The 19,667-nt window shown below is 45.2% G+C and carries 16 protein-coding genes; 12 read left to right on the top strand and 4 right to left on the bottom strand.

Annotation, left to right across the window (positions count from 1 at the left end; genetic code table 11):
• The first annotated feature begins 90 nt into the window (after window positions 1-90).
• The 3 genes from MKY63_RS07530 (at window position 91) to MKY63_RS07520 (ending at window position 5,013) form a co-directional block, all read left to right on the top strand.
• The gene (locus tag MKY63_RS07530) at window positions 91-1,254 is read left to right on the top strand and encodes a glucose-1-phosphate adenylyltransferase (protein WP_038568594.1); all 1,164 of its coding nucleotides are present in this window, start codon (window positions 91-93) and stop codon (window positions 1,252-1,254) included.
• Between the two features lie 122 nt (window positions 1,255-1,376).
• Window positions 1,377-2,480, top strand: a complete 1,104-nt coding sequence (gene glgD, locus MKY63_RS07525; protein WP_036676786.1) for a glucose-1-phosphate adenylyltransferase subunit GlgD — start codon at window positions 1,377-1,379, stop codon at window positions 2,478-2,480.
• A gap of 100 nt (window positions 2,481-2,580) precedes the next feature.
• Window positions 2,581-5,013: a glycogen/starch/alpha-glucan phosphorylase gene (locus MKY63_RS07520; RefSeq protein WP_036676789.1), complete on the top strand. Its 2,433-nt coding sequence runs from the start codon at window positions 2,581-2,583 to the stop codon at window positions 5,011-5,013.
• 86 nt (window positions 5,014-5,099) lie between these two features.
• On the opposite strand, the gene MKY63_RS07515 is transcribed toward MKY63_RS07520, so the two are convergent.
• Window positions 5,100-5,579 carry a GAF domain-containing protein gene (locus MKY63_RS07515; protein ID WP_036676791.1) on the bottom strand — a complete coding sequence of 160 codons (480 nt, stop codon included), beginning with the start codon at window positions 5,577-5,579 and terminating at the stop codon, window positions 5,100-5,102.
• 228 nt (window positions 5,580-5,807) lie between these two features.
• Between MKY63_RS07515 and MKY63_RS07510 the strand changes: the two genes are divergently transcribed.
• From MKY63_RS07510 to MKY63_RS07500, 3 genes are all read left to right on the top strand, one after another.
• Window positions 5,808-6,089 carry a hypothetical protein gene (locus MKY63_RS07510; protein WP_036676794.1) on the top strand — a complete coding sequence of 94 codons (282 nt, stop codon included), beginning with the start codon at window positions 5,808-5,810 and terminating at the stop codon, window positions 6,087-6,089.
• Between the two features lie 184 nt (window positions 6,090-6,273).
• The gene (locus MKY63_RS07505) at window positions 6,274-6,828 is read left to right on the top strand and encodes a GNAT family protein (RefSeq protein ID WP_036676796.1); all 555 of its coding nucleotides are present in this window, start codon (window positions 6,274-6,276) and stop codon (window positions 6,826-6,828) included.
• Between the two features lie 30 nt (window positions 6,829-6,858).
• On the top strand, window positions 6,859-8,367 hold the full coding sequence (locus MKY63_RS07500) for an MDR family MFS transporter (protein ID WP_036676799.1): 1,509 nt from the start codon (window positions 6,859-6,861) through the stop codon (window positions 8,365-8,367).
• A 754-nt stretch (window positions 8,368-9,121) separates the two neighbouring features.
• Here MKY63_RS07500 and MKY63_RS07495 read toward each other — a convergent pair.
• Entirely contained in the window at window positions 9,122-9,589 is a 468-nt protein-coding gene (locus tag MKY63_RS07495) for a MarR family transcriptional regulator (protein WP_036676802.1), read from the bottom strand.
• Window positions 9,590-9,938: 349 nt separating this feature from the next.
• Here MKY63_RS07495 and MKY63_RS07490 point away from each other — a divergent pair, with 349 nt between their 5' ends.
• The 3 genes from MKY63_RS07490 to MKY63_RS07480 all read left to right on the top strand — a co-directional run bounded on the left by MKY63_RS07490 (window position 9,939) and on the right by MKY63_RS07480 (window position 13,438).
• Window positions 9,939-11,282: an MFS transporter gene (locus tag MKY63_RS07490; RefSeq protein ID WP_051490936.1), complete on the top strand. Its 1,344-nt coding sequence runs from the start codon at window positions 9,939-9,941 to the stop codon at window positions 11,280-11,282.
• A gap of 159 nt (window positions 11,283-11,441) precedes the next feature.
• Window positions 11,442-12,182, top strand: a complete 741-nt coding sequence (locus MKY63_RS07485; protein WP_036676805.1) for an ABC transporter ATP-binding protein — start codon at window positions 11,442-11,444, stop codon at window positions 12,180-12,182.
• Entirely contained in the window at window positions 12,161-13,438 is a 1,278-nt protein-coding gene (locus tag MKY63_RS07480) for an ABC transporter permease (protein ID WP_143767991.1), read from the top strand. Before MKY63_RS07485 ends, MKY63_RS07480 begins: the two co-directional genes overlap by 22 nt.
• Window positions 13,439-13,884: 446 nt before the next feature.
• Here MKY63_RS07480 and MKY63_RS07475 read toward each other — a convergent pair whose 3' ends face one another.
• The gene (locus MKY63_RS07475; protein ID WP_036676810.1) at window positions 13,885-15,153 is read right to left on the bottom strand and encodes an NAD(P)/FAD-dependent oxidoreductase; all 1,269 of its coding nucleotides are present in this window, start codon (window positions 15,151-15,153) and stop codon (window positions 13,885-13,887) included.
• Window positions 15,154-15,433: 280 nt separating this feature from the next.
• Here MKY63_RS07475 and MKY63_RS07470 point away from each other — a divergent pair, with 280 nt between their 5' ends.
• The 3 genes from MKY63_RS07470 (at window position 15,434) to nadE (ending at window position 18,583) form a co-directional block, all read left to right on the top strand.
• Window positions 15,434-17,050, top strand: coding sequence for an ATP-binding protein (locus MKY63_RS07470; protein ID WP_339812296.1), 1,617 nt, complete (start codon window positions 15,434-15,436; stop codon window positions 17,048-17,050).
• Window positions 17,051-17,170: 120 nt separating this feature from the next.
• Window positions 17,171-17,605, top strand: a complete 435-nt coding sequence (locus tag MKY63_RS07465) for a BrxA/BrxB family bacilliredoxin (RefSeq protein WP_036676813.1) — start codon at window positions 17,171-17,173, stop codon at window positions 17,603-17,605.
• A 168-nt stretch (window positions 17,606-17,773) separates the two neighbouring features.
• Window positions 17,774-18,583 carry an ammonia-dependent NAD(+) synthetase gene (gene nadE / locus MKY63_RS07460; protein WP_036676815.1) on the top strand — a complete coding sequence of 270 codons (810 nt, stop codon included), beginning with the start codon at window positions 17,774-17,776 and terminating at the stop codon, window positions 18,581-18,583.
• A 94-nt stretch (window positions 18,584-18,677) separates the two neighbouring features.
• On the opposite strand, the gene MKY63_RS07455 is transcribed toward nadE, so the two are convergent.
• Window positions 18,678-19,505, bottom strand: coding sequence for an alpha/beta fold hydrolase (locus tag MKY63_RS07455; protein WP_036676817.1), 828 nt, complete (start codon window positions 19,503-19,505; stop codon window positions 18,678-18,680).
• Window positions 19,506-19,667 lie beyond the last annotated feature (162 nt).

Below are 19,667 nucleotides of genomic sequence, written 5' to 3'. Positions count from 1 at the left end.
CTTTTCTAATTCACTTCTTTCTGGAATTCTGTTCATTCATCCTAGGTTTGCTGAACTTTATATTACCCATAAGTCAAGGGAGGCTTTTCCATGAAGAAAAAAGAAATGGTAGCCATGCTATTGGCTGGAGGCCAAGGCAAAAGATTGAAAGGTTTAACCAAATCGCTTGCCAAGCCCGCTGTCTATTTTGGGGGCACTTATCGGATTATCGACTTTCCTTTAAGTAACTGCTCCAATTCGGGTATTGATACTGTCGGTGTATTGACACAGTATGAGCCACTTATACTACATTCTTACATCGGAGTAGGCAGTGATTGGGATTTGAACCGTAAGAATGGTGGAGTATTCGTATTGCCACCGCATGAACGTGAGAATGGAAGCAGCTGGTATCGGGGAACAGCCGATGCGATTTATCGAAATCTTAAATTTGTAGATCAGTTCGACCCCGAGCATGTCCTTATTCTATCCGGTGATCACATTTATAAAATGGATTATCATGCTATGCTGCAATACCACAAGGAGAGAAACGCAGATTGCACGATTTCTGTGATTGACGTTCCGCTGGAGGAAGCAAGTCGATTTGGAATCTTAAATACGGAGGACGATCTGAAAATTTACGAATTTGAGGAAAAGCCTGCACAGCCAAAAAGCACGCTAGCTTCTATGGGTGTGTACATCTTTAAATGGGAAATTCTCCGCAAGCATTTACTGGAGGACGGAGAGAATATAGGATCATCTCACGATTTTGGTAAAGATATCATTCCTTTGATGCTGGAAGACGGGAACTCTTTATTTGCGTACCCTTTTGAAGGGTATTGGAGAGACGTCGGTACGGTAGCCAGCCTGTGGGAAGCGAATATGGATTTACTGAGCGATAATCCACCGCTTAATCTAAATGATCCCAGCTGGCGCATATTTACACGCAATCCGAATCAACCTGCCCAATATGTCGCACCTGGGGCGAAAGTGTCAGGATGCATTATTAATGAAGGCTGCATTGTGCATGGTGAAGTGAAGCACTCGGTTCTTTTTTATGGCGTAGAAGTAGGTGAAGGCAGTGTGATTACGGACTCCGTAATTATGCCTAAGGTTAAGATTGGTAAGAACGTACGCATTCATAAAGCGATTATTAGTGAGAATACGGTAATCGACGATTATATGGAAATAGGCATCGAGCGGGAGAACGAGAACGAAATTCTGCTGATCGACAATAAAAGCAAGAAACGTAAATCAGCTGTGGCCAAAACCATATAATCAAGCTAAAACGCCTTCGGCGTCCTTCTAGGGACGGTAAGCGTTTATGCGAGATTTATAAGGATAAAGTATATAGTGAAACTTATACTTTCTTATAAATTATAAGAGGACGGTGGATTCCGATGAAGCAACTCATGGGTGTAATTAATCTGGATCATGAACTCGATAAACTAAATGAACTCACTTATTTCCGCTGTGGTGCAGCCGTACCTTTTGCCAGTCGTTATCGGTTGATAGATTTTGTGCTTTCCAATATGATGCGTGCGGATCTGGAGAGCGTGGGCCTGTTTGTTCGCCGTAAATACCGTTCTTTAATGGACCATTTGGGTGACGGGAAATCTTGGGATATGAATCGCAAGCATGGGGGACTATTTATTTTGCCTCCGGACTGGAATGATCCCACCGATACTTCTCTTGGCGACCTTCAGCATTATCATAATAATCTGGATCTTTTTAAACGGGGATCTGCTAAATATATTGTGTTTTCCGGCAGCCAGCATATTAATACTATCGATCTCCAGGACTTGTACAGCTATCATTTGGAGAAGGGTGCCGACGTTACAGTAGTATACAAAAAAATAGAGCAATTGCAGCCAGAACATGAGTTATGCCAGCGTATTGAAGTGGACGAAGAGAATAATGTGACCAATATCCATCATGAGAAGGATCATCCCAATTTATATCTCGATATCTTCATTATGGAGAAAAAACTGTTCCTGGAGCAGGTGGAACATTGCATTGCACATGGTGAGAGTTATTTTTTCCGTGATGTGATTCAGAAAAACCGTCATAAATTCAAAATCGCTGCTTATGAATATCATGGCTATCATGCCGTAATTAATTCATTGGAAAGCTATTATAAGAATAGTCTGGAGCTGCTTCAGCAGGAGAATTACTTTAGTCTGTTCAAAGAAAGTCCCGTGCAGACGAAGATTAAATATGAGGCTCCTACCCGATATTTAGAAAGCGCAAATGTCAGCAATTCACTGGTGGCTAACGGCTGCATTATAGCTGGAACGGTGGAGAACAGCGTGATCTTTCGTGGGGTTCAGGTACGTAAAGGAGCGAAGATCATCAATTCTGTAATTATGCAGAAGTGCATTATAGAGGAAGATGCTGTTATTGAGAATGTGATCATGGATAAGGACGTACATTTAAGTAAGAATCGAATTCTCGTCGGGGATAGTAAACGTCCATTTGTGATCGCCAAGAGCAGCAAAATATAAACCAACTGGATTAGATGAAACGAAACAGTATAACCTATCTGATCTACAGGCATAGTCTAATGCATCCCTAAAAAAAGCTTTTGTCAGGAGGAACCTGCTGTTGTTTAACGATAAAGAAACTTTCAAACAGGTGTTTCGCGAGACGCTCATCAGTAAATTGGGCAAACCTTTGGAGGAAGCCTCTAATGCTGATGTCTATAAAATATTAGGCAACATGATTCGCGAGAATGCCGGGAAAAATTGGGCGGATACCAATCAAAAGTACAAGACGGATAAGGATAAGCAGGTATACTATTTTTCTATGGAGTTTCTGATCGGAAGACTTCTGGGGAACAATCTGCTGAATATGGGCGTGCTGGAGGTCGTGCGTGAGGGATTGGCCGATCTTGGTTTCTCGCTGCAGGATATTGAGGAGGTAGAAGCCGACGCTGGGCTTGGCAATGGAGGACTTGGACGTCTAGCTGCTTGTTTCTTGGATTCACTGGCCTCCCTGCAATATGCGGGGCATGGTTGCGGTATACGTTATAAATACGGCCTGTTCGAGCAGAAAATCGTTGACGGGTATCAGGTGGAACTGCCCGATTACTGGCTGCAAAATGATAATGTATGGGAAGTGCGTCGTGAAGACAAGCAGGTAGAAGTAAGGTTCTGGGGCGTGATTGAGACTCGCGAGGAGAACGGGCGGCTTATCTTTGAGCATAGTCAATATGAGGCCGTTCGTGCAGTTCCGTATGATGTGCCTATCATTGGTGCAGATCGGCGGCATGTGAATACACTGCGCAACTGGAGTGCGGAGTCCATCACTCAGCCTACCAGAACCTTTGGCTCTTTTGCCGGATCAGACTATCATAAATTCCTGGAATATAAGCGTTCCGTTGAATCCATCTCGGAGTTCCTGTATCCGGATGATTCTCAATACGAAGGCAAGCTGTTGCGGTTGAAGCAGCAATACTTCCTCTGCAGCGCTGGCCTGCAAAGTATTCTGCGAACCTTTGGAAAGCTTGGACTCCCTATACAATCGCTGCCCGACAAGGTTGCACTTCATATCAATGATACACATCCGACGCTTGTAATTCCTGAATTGCTGCGGATTCTGATGGATGTACATGGATTAGGATGGGATGAAGCGTGGAGTATTACAACTCGTATGGTTTCCTATACTAATCATACGATCTTGAGCGAAGCCCTGGAGAAATGGCCTATTCAAATGGTCAGGGACTTGCTTCCGCGTATTTTTCTTATTATTGAAGAGATCAATGCCCGCTTCTGCGGCGAGCTGATGAGTCGTTATCCCGGGGATCAGGACCGGATTTCACAGATGGCGATTATTCATGACGATCAGGTTCGCATGGCCCATCTGGCGATTGTGGCGAGCCATAGTGTCAATGGGGTAGCGGCGCTGCATACAGAAATATTGATGAAACGCGAAATGCGGCTCTTTAATGAAATGTACCCGCACCGCTTCAATAATAAGACGAATGGGATTACTCACCGGCGCTGGCTGATGCATGCCAATCCGGATCTGGCTAACCTTATCAATCAATCGATAGGAACCCGCTGGATGAGCCATCCGCAAGAGATGATTGGCTTGATTAAATATTGTGAGGATGCTTCCTTCCAGGAACAAGTAGCCAGCATTAAACGGCGGAATAAGCTCAAGTTGGCTGAATACATCTACAGCAAGCATTCGGTACATGTAGACCCCGACTCTATCTTTGATGTTCAGGTGAAGCGCCTGCATGCTTATAAGCGGCAGCTGCTAAATATTTTGCATATTCTGCATATGTACAACCAAATCAAAGATAATCCTTCGATGGATATGGTACCCCGCACGTTTATATTCGGAGCAAAGGCGGCACCAAGCTATCATTTGGCGAAGCGAATTATCAAGCTGATCAATACTGTGGCGGAGGCTGTCAACAAGGATCCGGATGTTAAAGGCAAGATCCGTATCTTTTTCCTTGAGAATTATTCGGTATCCTTGGCCGAGAAGATCATTCCTGCTGCGGATATTAGTGAACAGATCTCTACTGCGAGTAAAGAGGCCTCCGGCACGGGGAATATGAAGTTTATGATGAACGGTGCATTAACCGTAGGTACGATGGACGGCGCTAACGTGGAAATGCATGAGATGGTAGGGGACAACAATATGTTCCTGTTCGGTCTTCGTGCTGAGCAGGTAATGGATTATTATCAGCATGGCGGCTATCACGCACGTGATATCTACAATGGGGATAGTCGTGTGAAGGAAGTATTGGATCAGTTGGTTAATCCGGGACCTATATGCTGTCATGGTGCGGAGTTTGAGACCATTTTCCATTCTCTTTTGGATAATAACGATGAATTCTTTGTACTTAAGGATTTCGCAAGTTATGTCGAGACTCATGTCGAGATTGACCGGGCATACCGCAACCGTCAGGAATGGCTGAAGAAGTCTATTATAAATATTGGTCATTCCGGTAAATTCTCTAGCGATAATACGATTAGCCGCTACGCCGCGGAGATTTGGAATATCAGTCCGGTACGGCTATAGGCTCAACAAGATTAGGCTGTCTTATAAGTAGGAGATTCCTACAAATGAGACAGCCTATTTCTTATGCTTTATAAGGCAGAGCTGCTTTAGATAACTTCCGATACCAGGGCAGCGAACCGCTCTAGGAACCGGCGTTCCTCATCATCAAAACGATCTTTCAGCGGACTGTCGATATCGAGTACGCCAAGCAAACGATCATCCTTGATCAGCGGGACAACAATTTCGCTGTTTGAAGCGGCGTCACAGGCGATATGTCCCGGGAATGCATGGACATCTCCAACTACTAGCGTGCGTCGTTCCGCAGCAGCCGTTCCGCAGACTCCACGAGACAACGGGATGCGGATGCAGGCAGGAAGACCTTGGAAAGGTCCGAGCACAAGCTCCTTGCCATCAAATAAATAAAAACCGGCCCAATTCGTATCCGGCATAGCGTGTTTAAGCAGTGCCGAAGCATTGGCCAGGTTGGCCGTAGCACTTGGTTCGTCCTTTACTAATGCTTCTAGTTGGATTAGAACCGCTTCAAACTGCTCGTTGCGTGTTCCATCGTAAGGCATAGCTTGAAACATGAAGCATCACCTTCCTGTACTTTAAATTCAAATATGAACTCATAACTGTAATTATCAACATAGTACAGCTAGACATGATACGTCAAGCGACAATACCAATCTGTAACAATATGGAATGTTCCTTGAAGTCCATGAAATGCGCAACAGCCACAATAATGTTTCCGAGGATCGGTCAGAGGGTAATGCTAGTATAAATACCGAAGGCTATATAGCCGGAAGAGGTGGAATATGCGCGCTGATGTACAGAACTTGTTCATAGGAATTCATATGCTTTATTGTGCACGGGATAAAGATGTGACGATCTCAGAGATGCTGCTCGGACTTGAAGATCTGGGGTATCGTGTAGGAGAACGCGAAGTGAAACAGGAATTGGAAAAGCTGACACTGGACAACTTTCTGACTGCCCATACCGAAGGGTACAGTATTACGGGGACTGGAATTGAAGAGTTCAAGGATATTCGAGCCAAACTTCAGGTGTTATGCAGTGAAGTTATTCATGAAGCGGAATGAAATCATTGTAGTTAAGTTTAATAAAAAGCGTCTGTATTAAGGGAGTGTATGCCCCCTGATGCAGACGTCTTTTTATGTTAACGCGTAGAATTTGTTCTTTTCAATGTTAAAGAATTTAGAACTTTTATCTTAAGGATATACTCTTGAATGATGTATAATTGATAAGTTGAAGGGGGGCAGAGACTTGTATATCTGCAATGGAGTGATACCCACACTGGTCGGCAGTAGATTGAAGCTGTGTGCCATGACTACTGAGCATGCTTCAGCATTATATCAGATCTGGTCTCATCCAGAGGTCACCCGCTGGCTGGGGGCTCCAGCATTATCCTCTATAGAAGAGACTAAGCAACTGATTGCTTTTTTATCACAGATGGCTCAGGAAGAGGAGAGCTTGCGCTGGAGTATTGTAGGACCCGAAGGTGAAGTTATAGGGAGCTGCGGTTATAACTATTGGCAGTTGCAGGGAGCTTACCGCGGGGAAATTGGCTGCGATCTGGCGCCTGCCTTTTGGGGACTTGGATATATGAAAGAAGCGCTTGGTTTAGTGCTCGACTTCGGCTTTAATAGGATGGGGCTGAATCGGATAGAAGCGCTGTGTCATCCTGATAATAATCGTGCGGAGAGGCTGGTTCAAACGCTCGGCTTTCAGAAGGAAGGTATACTGCGTCAATATCGCCAGACACCTTCCGGCTTTCAGGATGTGACCCTACATGCGCTTCTACGTGGGGAATGGGAATAATTTTATTACATAAAGAGAGGGTTTGGAACATTGAAGTCAACAGGGGATTTAGAACGTAAATTAATACTGATAGGGGTGCTGCTAGCTACCTTTCTAGCTGCGATTGAAGGAACGGTAACAGGACCAGCGGGTCCAGCTATCGTAGGTGAATTTCAGGGAATGCAGTGGCTTAGCTGGATATTCACTTCTTATTTGCTGGCAATGGCTATTACTACTCCTATTTTCGGCAAAATCAGTGATCTCTTTGGACGCAAGCCGGTGTTCATGTGGGGAGCAGCTGTTTTTTTATTAGGCTCGTTATTATGCGGTATTTCGCAAAGTATGGAGCAGCTGATCCTGTTCCGGGCAATACAGGGGATTGGCGCGGGTGCGCTCATTCCAATGACCTTTACCATCATCGGGGATATTTACAGTATCGAGGAGAGAGCGAAGACACAAGGATTACTTAGCTCTGTATGGGGGATTTCCTCTTTGGTAGGTCCTCTTCTTGGGGGATATGTAGTAGATTACCTAAGCTGGCGCTGGGTATTTGTTTTTAATCTGCCATTCGGTTTATTAGCAATGGTATTTATTGCCCGCTATCTGAAGGAAGAGAAGGTACGTCGGAAAGCACAAATTGATGTGGCAGGGGTGCTGCTGTTCGCTGCTGGTATGGGCGCATTGCTCTTCAGTCTCTCCACAGGTGGACAGAATCTGGAGTGGACATCCCCACTGCTAATCGCAACTCTAAGTGTGGCTGTTATCCTGCTAGTCTTATTTTTCTTTGTGGAGCGTCGTGCTCCTGAACCTATGTTGCCGCTGGGTCTATTCTCGAACCGCAACATAGCGGTGTCTACTGGCGCTAACCTGCTGGTAAGCACATTAATTATTGGGCTTTCTACGTATGTGCCATTATGGGTGCAGGGTGTATCCGGAAAAAGCGCCGCCATCTCAGGTTTGCTACTGGCGCCGATGTCGGTAGGCTGGATGTTTGGTTCGATCGCCGGAGGGCGGATGATTCTAAAAGCGGGTTCGCGTCGAACCGCAATGCTTGGGTTGATTATGATCGCTGCCGGGGCTATTGGCCTGGCTTTCTTAACAGGTGAGTCTTCACAGCTGCTGCTTTTATGCTTGATGCTGGTCTGTGGAGTTGGCTTTGGGTATTCTTCTACAGTCTTTACGATTATTGCGCAGTCCTCTGTTGCGTATGAGCAACGGGGAGCATCTACAGCGCTTAATGCGTTCACGCGTTCTTTAGGACAGACTGTTGGGGTGGCTATTTTTGGTTCTTGGCTGAACTTGAATATTGATAAGCTGTTAAGAAAACAACCGGATTCGAACATCTCAGGGGATGATATTAATAAGCTGCTTGGATCGCATGCAGGAACTAACCTGTCTGGGGAAGTATCAAATAGTCTGCGTGATGCCCTTGAAGGTGGTCTTCATTCATTATTTATCGTAATGGCAGTTTTCGCTGTTTTGTCGCTGATAATATCCTGGGGTTTGCGCAAGGGTGTGCCTTCAGTAGAGGATGCTACATCGTCCTTGAAAAAGGCATAACTTATTAGGTAGATAGCGTGTTAAAGTGGTTGAACCATACGAATTGACTCTTGGAGTGGCGTACGGAGTGACACATAGAATGACGCATGGAGAGACACATGGACTAACGGACGGAGTAGCACATGGAATCACGCACGGAATAACGGACGGTGGCACGCCAGATTGATGTAACCTCTAGAGTAGAGAGTCGATGGAAGCAGTGGATAGACGCGTTTAGTTGTATTTCGTACAACTATAATCCTGCTGGTAACTTTTTCAATGGATATAGCTGTATTTAGTACACCTATTTTCTTGATTTACTCGCCTAGGGGTGGTTTGTCTGGTTTTTAATTGTACAGAATACACTTAAAGTTAGAATGAGCGGATTTGCATACGAAATAGCTGTATAGAATGCAGTTATTCCCTAAGTTACTGCTCAGGTTCATCAAGATCCGGCGCTGAAAATATAGCGAGTTACATCAAAAGTGAATTTTACCGAGAGCGATAGTAACGGTCAGCTGAAAGGGACGCCCAATCGGAAGCGTGCTTGCAAGTCCTGCCGAATAAGGATGACTATGATCCGAGGGTTGCCAAAAGCGGACCTCAAAGTCCGTCTTCGGCATCGACTTACCGATCATCTGCTCAAGTAAGCCGGCGCAGAACAAAAAAACCAATAGGCGATTCTCAAATAAATCGGAGAATCGCCTATTGGTTTTCTTTTTAACATTAACAGAAATCAATAACAGCTTGTCTGTAACACATAAACAAGGGACTCTTACTTACGGGGAAGAGGGGACAGCTTCTCAGCTTGTAGACCCATCTTTTTGAGGAGAACAATCATTTGTTCCTTCTCATCATCATTCAGACCGCTGAAAGCAAGATGCAGGCGTTCTGAATATTTCGGATACATCTCATTCATGAGACGTTCACCTTCCGTAGTCAGCTCCGCAAAAATCACGCGGCGGTCGCTCGGACAAGGCTTACGCTGCAAATAGCCGCGTTCCTCAAGCTTATCGATTACGTAAGTAACGTTGCCGCTTTGCAGCAGCAGCTTGGCGCCAATTTGTTGAATGGGTTGTGGTCCCTTATAGTACAACACTTCCATAACGGCAAAGGCAGTCGGATTAAAACCTTCAATTTTGCTGCCGGTAACAGCATGTTCATTAATGCTCTTAAAAGACTTGGCAAATACCCGGTACAAATGTAGTGTTAATTGCGTATCACGTTCGTAAGATTGTATCATGCTTCTCCACCCTCTATCGTTAATCATGTGTGAACTCATCGCACAGTTTGCAATCAATAGTCATTAGTGCACGGGTTACCTGTGCAACGAACCTTGAGATAACCTTAGAATACGTGAAAGAGCGAATGAAGAACATGTGATTTGTCACAATGAGCACACTTTTAATTATTAAAAATCAAACAATTTTTTAAATACGATAAAAACGAAGGTTTTTTTGATTTCAGTCTTTGAAAGGATAAGAATTTCAGCCTTAGGTTCAAGCGCTATTTACGCCTCCAGACGGATGATTGATGTTCTCCAATATTTTAATATTACTTCATCGAGAAATAGTAACGGGGAGTGAAGTAAGATGGAGGAACAGCTGGCTCATGATTCAAAAGAAGGAAAGCTGACGGCGAATAAGCCCTTTATGCTGCTTATTGCCGCACAGCTTGTATCGAATGTGGGAGACTGGTTGCATATACTAGCGCTACTGACAATGGTAGGTTTTAAATGGAATGCTACACCGTGGGAAATTACGGCTATATCTTTATGTATGGCTGTGCCGTTGCTCTTGGGAGGGCCGTTTGCAGGTTATTTAAGTGATCGTTTTAACCGCAAGGCGCTGATGATTGGTTCCGATCTAGCTCGTGCCGGAATCGTTGTTTGTTTGGTATTTGCAGGTTCTCTCTGGCAGGTATATGTCCTGTTGGTAGCTAAAGGGATCATGGATGTACTCTTTTCACCAGCCAAAAGCGGAAAGCTCAAGGAGCTTGTCCCTGCGGCCCAGATGGATAAAGCCATGGCGCTTAGCTCATCTATTGAACAAATAACCAAAATTGTAGGTCCTGCTCTAGGTGGACTGCTGGTTGCCGCATTTGGTATTGCCGCTTGTTATGTGATTGACTCGGCTACCTTCATTTTATCGGCGGTCATCTTAATAGGACTGCCGCGTGCGGCTGCACTGAAGAAAGATGCAGCAGAGGATAGCACAGGGGAGAATGGTGCTCGGAAGTCTTTTCGCCAAGAAATGTCGGCGGGTCTGCAGGTGATCGTGGGAATGCCTGTAGTGCTTTGCGGGATTGCTATGCTGGTGCTAGTGCTGCTAATGCTGCAAATTGGTGATTCGCAGATTGTAACGTTATTCCGGGAAATTCCGGGTGTGAACGGAGATCTGCTGGGTTGGTGTGTGGCAGCCAGTGGTCTTGGCACCTTACTGTCAGCCCTGCTTGTAAGCCGTATAGGCAGTGGTAAACATACGCTCGTCTTCATGGGATTGGGAGCTGTAATTATGGGGGTTGTTTTCTCAAGTGCAGGAATTGTAACTGCCCACGGTCAGGCTGGACTCTGGATGAACATCGCTTTGTTTGGTTCTTTTATGTTTGCTGGTGTGGGAGCAGGCCTTGCGTTTATTCCCTTCAATTCTATGCTGCAACAGCGGACCCCTGCGGAATACACGGGCCGTGTATTTGGAACTATAGGCAGTCTAACAAGTGCGGCTGTTATCTTAGGACCTGTAGCCGGTGGGGCTTTAGTTACAGCGTCAGGACCTGTCCCGGCGTTCATTCTCTCTGGTACGCTTACAGCCCTGCTTGGAGTGTTGCTGTTAATGCTGCGTGGTAAAATCGAGCGGAGAGATGAAGCGGCAATTAAACGTGAGGAAGGAATTTCAGCAACAAATAACCTAGAGCTTCTCGGACAGACCTCTCTTTAATGGGAGGTTTCTTTTTAAATATAAGAGTAGTTCTCTTAGCTGTGAAAAAATCAGTATGCTTCCTTGGAGAAAGTATATATAGTACGATTAGAGAAGCTATCTTTCTGGATTGGAATTTCGATAATAATATTTATAAGAAATATTTAGGAGTTGGCGAATATGGAGAATGTAGAAATAACAGGGGATACCGAGAGCGACGAAGAGATTGTACTCGATGTTGAGATCGATGAAGCAGGCTATGAAGCAGGTGCCCCATGCATATTCGATATTTCATTTCAGGTGCGGCGTGGACAGCTGCTCGGACTGATCGGACCAAATGGTGCGGGAAAAAGTACTACAATCAAAACATTGCTCGGTTTGCTTAAGAATACCAAAGCTAAGGTCTCCTTTAATGGAGTTAATAAGTCCTATGCTTATGTACCGGAGCAGCCGGTGTTTTATGAGGATCTGACCTTATGGGAGCACTTAGATTTGGCTGCTGCTGCTTATGGACTAAAATATGAGCAGTTTCAAGAAACGGCGGAGAGATTACTGAAGCAGTTCGGTATGAATCATGTCCGTGATGATCTTCCAGCTGGCTTCTCTAAGGGTATGAAACAGAAAATGATGCTGATGCTGGGCTTTTTGGTACAGCCGGATGTTTATATTGTGGACGAGCCTTTTATCGGCTTGGATCCTCGGGCCACTAAAGATTTCCTGCGACTGCTGGAAGCGGAGCGGCAGCGCGGAGCTGGTGTATTAATGTCTACGCATGTATTGGATACTGCTGAGAAAATTTGCGATGATTTTGTGCTGATCTCGGGTGGCAGGGTTGCCGCTGCAGGAACGCTTGAGGATATACGTGATTATGCTGGGCTGCCGGAGGCGTCGTTGTTTGATTGCTTCGACGAACTGACATGAGTAAGCAGAAGCAGCGAGGGTTTGCTTTTCCTACCTCCAAAAAGCTATTCTGGCGGCGATTATTTTCTCATTGGCGTGAGCAATCTGCTATTATTCGTACGGCAGCCGATTGGACTGTGCTGTTATATATACTGATTCCCGGAGGATTTCTGGGAGGACGGTTATATTACGGGTTCTGGAATGAGGCACTGCCAGCTTGGAGTGCAGATTTGCCGTTTATGTTGATTCCTTCATTATTAGTGCTCCTGCTCTGTAGAGGTGGACTGGTGCTATTATTGCAGGAAGGGGATCTATTATTTCTAAGACAACGGCAGCGATGGATAAATACGATCATGTTTCGCGGGTTGCTGTACAGCCTGATCGTAACATCGTTGAAGTTCTGTGTAGCTTTTGTGCTGTTATTACCTTTCCTGGTTCGGGGATATGGAATGCTGTCATCCGAGGTATGGGCGCTGTTCGCTCTAACTCTGGCATGTAGCTGGTGCGTTAAATTACTTGGGCATATTGTAAAAGTACAAAAGCAAGGCTGGCGGCGCTGGCTGTGGCTGTTTCTGGCCATCTCCGTTCCCTGTGGGATTTATTTCCGTGCAGCTGCGTTTTGGAACAACCGTCCAGTTTTTATGCTGCTGATTGCAGCACTCTTTGCAGTCGTAGCGGTAATCGCTCTTCAGCGGCGTATAGTGATGCGTGGGACATTCATGAACGATGTGCGTGAAGATTATAAGCAGCGGATGAAAATAGCGGCCCTATTGCTCCGCGGCGTACTGGATAAGCCACGTCCGACCCGCCATAAGCCGTGGATTTTCCGGAAATCACAGCCTTTGCTAAAATCAAAAACTGCCGAGAGCCGTTTCTCTGCGGCAGCGATTAAGGCACTTGTACGGAATCCTGCCCATTTAAAGCTCTACTTATCGTTTACTGCTGTGTCCCTTCTAGCGATATTTATCATTCCATCAGGGTTCAAATGGCTGGGTTTTATAGTTTTAATTTCCCTCATGACCAATTGGCTGTTGTCGTTCTGGTCGTTATTCGTGGGAGATGATTACATCGGAATTCTGCCGTTTACGAAAGAACAAAAAGCCGAAGCGGGGCTGCGTGCGGTCCCTATCTTACTGCTTCCTTTTTCAATCATTTGTTCTGCGCTAATCTGTATTTCCTTATATGGATGGTTTGGGATTATCCTGTTCATCCCGCTAGGTTATATCGTTGCACTGTTTAGCTCTAGAATATTTGGAACATTTCGCTTAGCGAAATAAAGATATAAATAGAACGGAAGAGTGCCCCATAAGCCGTAAAAGTGCTGCTGGGGCACTCTTCTTTTTTTGTCTTGATTCGATCTATTGCACGCACGTACGTATGAGGTACCTAGCTAGCCTATCGGACACAGCTGCCCCAAAACATACTATTTTTCCACTTTTGGGATGCTAACGGACTCCATAGTTGCTATTGCCATGAAAAACACCATATATGAGCCTCATTATAAGGAATAGCGTCGTTGGAGTCCGAAACCTTGCCAATAAGGTGAAAAATACGCAAATAACGTCATCTGGGTCCGAAGCCGCAGTAGCTGATTAGGCCAGACGCTCCACATAGCTAACGAACCCAAAACAGAGGAGCGATTCTCTAATTAATGAGAGAATCGCGCGGTCCGCCATTTTCAAAGCAGTAAGCTGCTTGGAGGATATTCACGTTGCACTAGAGATTATCCCAGTCGAATGTCAGCGGCGTGTTTGCCTGCTGTATATCCTGTTGAGAAGGCCGCTGTTATATTGTAGCCTCCTGTATAGCCATGGATATCGAGTACCTCGCCGCAGAAGAATAACCCCGGCATAAGCTTCGATTCCATTCTTTTGGGATCGATCTCCTTCAGATTTACCCCACCGCCGGTAACAAAGGCCTCGGATAGGGAACGGGTGCCATGCACATAAACTGGCATGCGTTTCAAAATCCCAGCCAATAGAAGCAATCCATTCTTGGAGACGTGATGACCGGTTGTATCCCCATCTAATTCAGCTTTAGTCAGCAAGAGGGGGATGAGACGTTCTGGCAACAGTCCTTTCAGCGAATTGCGGATCGCTTTCTTTGGTTCCTGATCCAGCTTATCCTGCAACATAGATTCTACTTCCTGTGCGTTCAGATCAGGGAAGAGATCGATGGACATCTCCACCGTATCTGTGCCGGATTTACGTTGGACTTGTCTCAGAAATTGGCTGCACCGCAGTGCAATGGGTCCTGATAATCCAAAATGGGTGAATATCATATCCCCTCGATGAGAGATGACTTTCTTTCCTTTAGGATTCCACACAGTAAGGACCACATCACGTAACGACAGACCTTGCAGCTCGCCGGACTTAATCCATTCTTCCCGTGAAAGAATCGGCACCTCTGTCGGGAACAGCTCGGTGATCGTGTGCCCTGCGGCTTCTGCCCAAGGGTAACCATCTCCCGTGGAGCCGGTCTGTGGTACGGACTTGCCTCCGGTAGCGATGATAACAGCAGTGCAGGCGATCGTCTTGCCCGAGCTCAGTTGGACTCCCTTAACAGCCCCTTCGTTATAGATTATTCTTGAGACGGGACTGTCGGTCATAATCTGTACGCCTAGACTCCGTACTTTGCTAATTAAGGCAGAGACGACACTAGAGGCCTTATCGGAAACGGGAAACATCCGCCCGTTATCTTCTTCTTTTAATGCAATGCCTAAACCTTCAAAAAAGGCGATGATATCCTGATTATTAAAATGGTCGAAGGCACTATACAAAAAACGCCCGTTTCCTGGAATATGGGCGATTAGCTCGTCTCTTTCCTTGACGTTGGTAACATTGCAGCGTCCGCCACCAGATATTCCGAGCTTTCGGCCTAGTTTTGCTCCCTTGTCGATTAGCAGAACGGATGCCCCGTGTTCTGCAGCGGCCACGCTTGCCATTAGACCCGAAGGGCCGCCCCCAATGACGATCACATCGTAATTGCTCATGAAATTTTACTCCTTTACATGTTAAGACACGGAAGCCTATTCCGCGGGTATTCCTAACGGAATCATACCATTCTGATTCACATGTAACCAGTCTTGTCCAATCATTAGGTGATTATCGTTGTCAGGAGAGTAATCCTGTGCTTTAATCTAAGCATGTAGGGTAATTTGTCCATTTTGGGGTGTGATTGTAATTATTGGTGCGGTTAAGGATATCTTATTGCAAATATCGGCAGCATGCTCCTTTCTTTTTCTTTTTCAATGGTGGGTGGACCGTAGATTTGTGACACGGAAAAAGGGGAAGCTCCCAAATGATCAGACCTTTTTGATTTTGGCGTGTACGTTTAGTCTTATCCTGTGCTCTCTTCTTTCGACAACTTTGTTTGGTGTAGCCTATTTAAATTTAGGATTAATCCCTGCGTATATTGGTATTTTATATGGAACTACCCGTTCGGGCATTTTGCTGTCCATTTTTTTGCTTATCTGCAATGTAATCATCGCGGAGCCTACAGGAATCAGTAATGTGATATTGAATTCAGGGATTTTATTATATCCGCTACTGTTTGGACTGGCCAAACCTTTTAAGAAAGGTACAGTAGTTGAGAAGATCGGTATGTTATGGATGATTCTTTGTCCAAGCATGCTATTTATTGCGTTAGTCCCTATTATAGGCGGGAAAAATATATATGAATCTAATTCCGTGCAAGCATTTCTGATTACGGTATATCTGTTTTTCACCATCGCTTTAGGTGGTATTTTTGTATATTATGTTGAGATGGTTAGAAGTAGATTGCAGGATAAAGTACAGATGGAGAATATCAGTGAAAGTTTCCAGTGGGAGTCCGAGAAGCTGCAGCAGATTACCAATGTAGTCCCTCTGAGTATTATGTCTCTGGATGAACACGGAGTTGTAACTGATCTTAATGATTGTATGCTAGGAATGATGCGGGCTCATTATCCCAATTTGCGAAAAGAGGATATTATTGACGAGCCGGTAAAAAAGTTTTTTCATAGCTCAGTGGATACACAGGCATATATGCGGGTAAGTGATAATATCCGCTCTAAACGGCGTTCCAGTGAAAAAATGATTCATGAGTCGCGCATCTATCAGATTTATTCAGCGCCGTTAATGCATAAGAGCTCAGGGGTAACAAGTGGTGCTGTAATTATTGTGCAGGATATGACCAATGAGGAAAAACTACGTGTAGAGCTCGATCATGTGGAACGTTTGAGCTTGGTCGGGCAGATGGCTGCTGGAATTACCCATGAGATTCGTAATCCTATGGCGGTAGTTCGGGGTTTTTTGCAGCTGATGAGAGAAAAGAGTGCTCAAGAATTGGATTCTTATTATCAGATTGTGATGGAAGAGCTGGACCGCGCTAATAGTATTATTAATGATTTTTTATCCTTGGCACAGAGCCGGGTTTCTGATAAAGAGAAGGTGCTGCTGCACCATATTATAGAAGAAGTTAGTCCATTGCTGTGGGCTGATGCTAATCTTCGCGGTCAAAGTGTTGAACTGAAGCTGAGCCCATCACTGTATGAATTGGAACTAAATGTCCGGGAAATCAAGCAGCTTATTCTCAATTTAGGACGTAATGGTATGGAGGCTATGGGACCCAAGGGGGTGCTGACGCTGGAGACACGCAGTACTCATGATAAAGTGGAGTTGATTGTCACCGATAGCGGCGTTGGTATGTCAGAAAGTCAACGCGAGAAGTTGTTTTTACCCTTTTTTACGACGAAAATTCAGGGAACAGGTCTAGGCTTATCCTTGTGCCTAAGTATTGTGGAGCGGCACAACGGTAAAATAAATGTAGAGTCTGTAGAAGGAGAGGGGACGGTATTTACGATCTCCTTCCCATTGGATAAGGAGGAACCCAGCGGGGTTCGCTCTTAGATTGAATCACCCTCTACAGCATCTCTTGCTTTCACAGAGTATGAATGTATAATAAAGTTAGTAAGTACTGCTGTAATATTATCTGACAAACAGTTGAAAAGTGAAGGAGAGTGCAGAGAAATGTCCATGTCTTTTAATCAATATATGAGAGATTCAATTCAGCCTATGCGTGATGACCTGACAAGTATCGGGTTTCAGGAGCTTATGACTCCAGAAGAGGTGGAAGCTACTCTTCCAACCGCAAAAGGAACATCGCTTGTAGTCGTAAATTCGGTCTGTGGTTGTGCTGCTGGACAATGTCGTCCAGGTGTAGCTCAGGCTTTGCAAAATGAAATCACTCCGGATCACTTGTTCACAGTGTTTGCAGGTCAAGAGAAAGAAGCTACTGCTAAAGCACGTGAATATTTTGCTCCTTATCCGCCATCCTCACCTTCCATCGCACTGATGAAGGATGGAGAACTCGTTCACTTTATTGAACGTCATGGCGTAGAAGATCGTTCGGCTGCTGAAATTGCTGCTGAATTGAAAGAAGTCTTCAATCGTTTGTGCCAGTAAAAACAGTTATTCCATATAATCTCGCATCAGCCGGCAAATCGGCTGCATGCGGGATTTTTCAAAATATAAGAGCAATAATGGGATAGAATATGCTTAGAAGCATGAGCTTCGTTTGAGTGGATATTTTGATGGATATGGAACCATTTCTGATGGAACGAGGTGTGTTTGGTGAGTTTACAGAAGGAAATTATTGCGGATCTTGGCGTGAAGCCAACGATTGATGTAGAGGTTGAGGCACGCAAACGGGTTGATTTCTTAAAGTCGTACGTGCTGAACGCAGGGGCTAAAGGATTATTGATCGCCATTAGTGGTGGAGTGGACAGTGCGGTAGCCGCGGGTCTTTGTAAACAGGCTACGGACGAGCTGTCGGCAGAAAAAGGCACAGAGTATATGACGCTTGGAGTATTCCAGCCTTATGGGGTTCAGGAAGATATCGAGCACAGCTACGATGTTGCTAAAGCTTTTAATCTGACTCACACTGTGGAGACCAACATTGAGGAAGCTGTAAATGAAATTGCCCTTGAAGTTGAGCATGGTCTGAAATCAATAGGCCAACACCGCCATATGACGCATCAAGGCAAAGGAAATGTTAAAGCCAGAACACGTATGGTTATGCAATATGCACTCGCTTTTGAGAACAATCTGATTGTAGTAGGAACGGATCATGCTTCTGAAGCAATTACCGGCTTCTACACGAAGTGGGGCGATGGCGCTGTAGATATTACACCACTATCCACACTTAATAAACGTCAGGTACGTCAGCTGGCTGCACATATTGGTGTGCCTGCGGATATTGTCACAAAAGCACCTACGGCGGGCTTATGGCCGGGGCAGACGGATGAAACCGAGCTGGGCATTACTTATGACGATAACAGCGACTATCTGGAAGGTAAACAGGTTAATCCTGAGGTAGCTGAGAAGCTTGAGAATTATTACCGGAGAACGGCACATAAGCGTAATGTTATTCCGGGGATTTAGAATAGTTGAACTAGAAATCGCCACGGGTCTGCGTAGCAGCAGAGCTCGTGGCGGTTTTTGTGAGTTGGATAGCTGGATAGACTAAGAAGAATAATTATTCTGTAAGCGTAAGTGTCTGATCGATAAAATTAGTTGTCGCAGCAATCGCGAGCTCTAATTGCGGAGTCGTGCCAGCAAAAGGATGCACAGTGTTGAACGTATGATTACCCTCAGGAACCTGCACCCAGCTAATATCTGGCCGAAGTTTGATGAGATGCTCAGACCCTTGGCGGAGATGTACTCCATCTTGACTGCCTTGAATAAGAACAACTGGGAAGGACGCTTTCTGTATGCGTTCAAGGATGTTATAGCGTTCTTTGTTGTTCTCCATATCTTCTAAAATTACAGCATCCAGCGGCATTTGTTGGCCAGTACGTCCATTAAGGACATAGGTTCTTCCTGTTTCCTTCATCTGCTGCTTTTGTTCTTCCGTCAGCAAATCGAGTTTCGTAACCCCGTTCCAGGAGATTACTCCGCTGATCTCATTGGGATGATCAAGCGTGTAGACCAAACAAATTCCCCCTCCGAGACTGTGGCCGAGAAGGAATAAGGGCAGGCTGCCGAATTTCGGGTGTTGGCTAAGATAAGATAACAGGATTTCCATGTCCTTTAAGCTACGGCGATAGGTGTTGCGGGCGAACTTCTCAAGCTCAGTGAAATGCAGCAGATCTTCCCCGATGCCAGCATGAGAGAAGTTAAAAGTGATCACTTCATGCTCCTGGCTGAGAGTTGTGGCTATGTAAGGAAACATTCCCCAATCTTTAAAACCTTTGTAGCCATGGGCAATAACAATAACACTCTTGGCTTTGCCTTGGGCAGGGAAGTGCGAGCAGCGGAGAACAGCTCCGTCACCGGCAGGTATTTCAAAATTACGATGATTCATAGGGTAATCCCCTCTCCATATATAAAAATGAAGTAAATCAGCTAGTCTATCGTGAAGTCGCTGGATAGACTTATTAGACTTAAAGCGCATTTTCTTTTAAGATAGCAGAAAGAATCTTGCAGGACTATTACTTTTAATAATACTTCATATGATTGATCATAC

Source organism: Paenibacillus sp. FSL R7-0189 (assembly GCF_037969925.1).
GTDB lineage: Bacteria > Bacillota > Bacilli > Paenibacillales > Paenibacillaceae > Paenibacillus_AQ > Paenibacillus_AQ odorifer.
The sequence above is the reverse complement of the archived record's forward strand: the minus strand, read 5'-3'. Positions and strand labels throughout refer to the sequence as shown.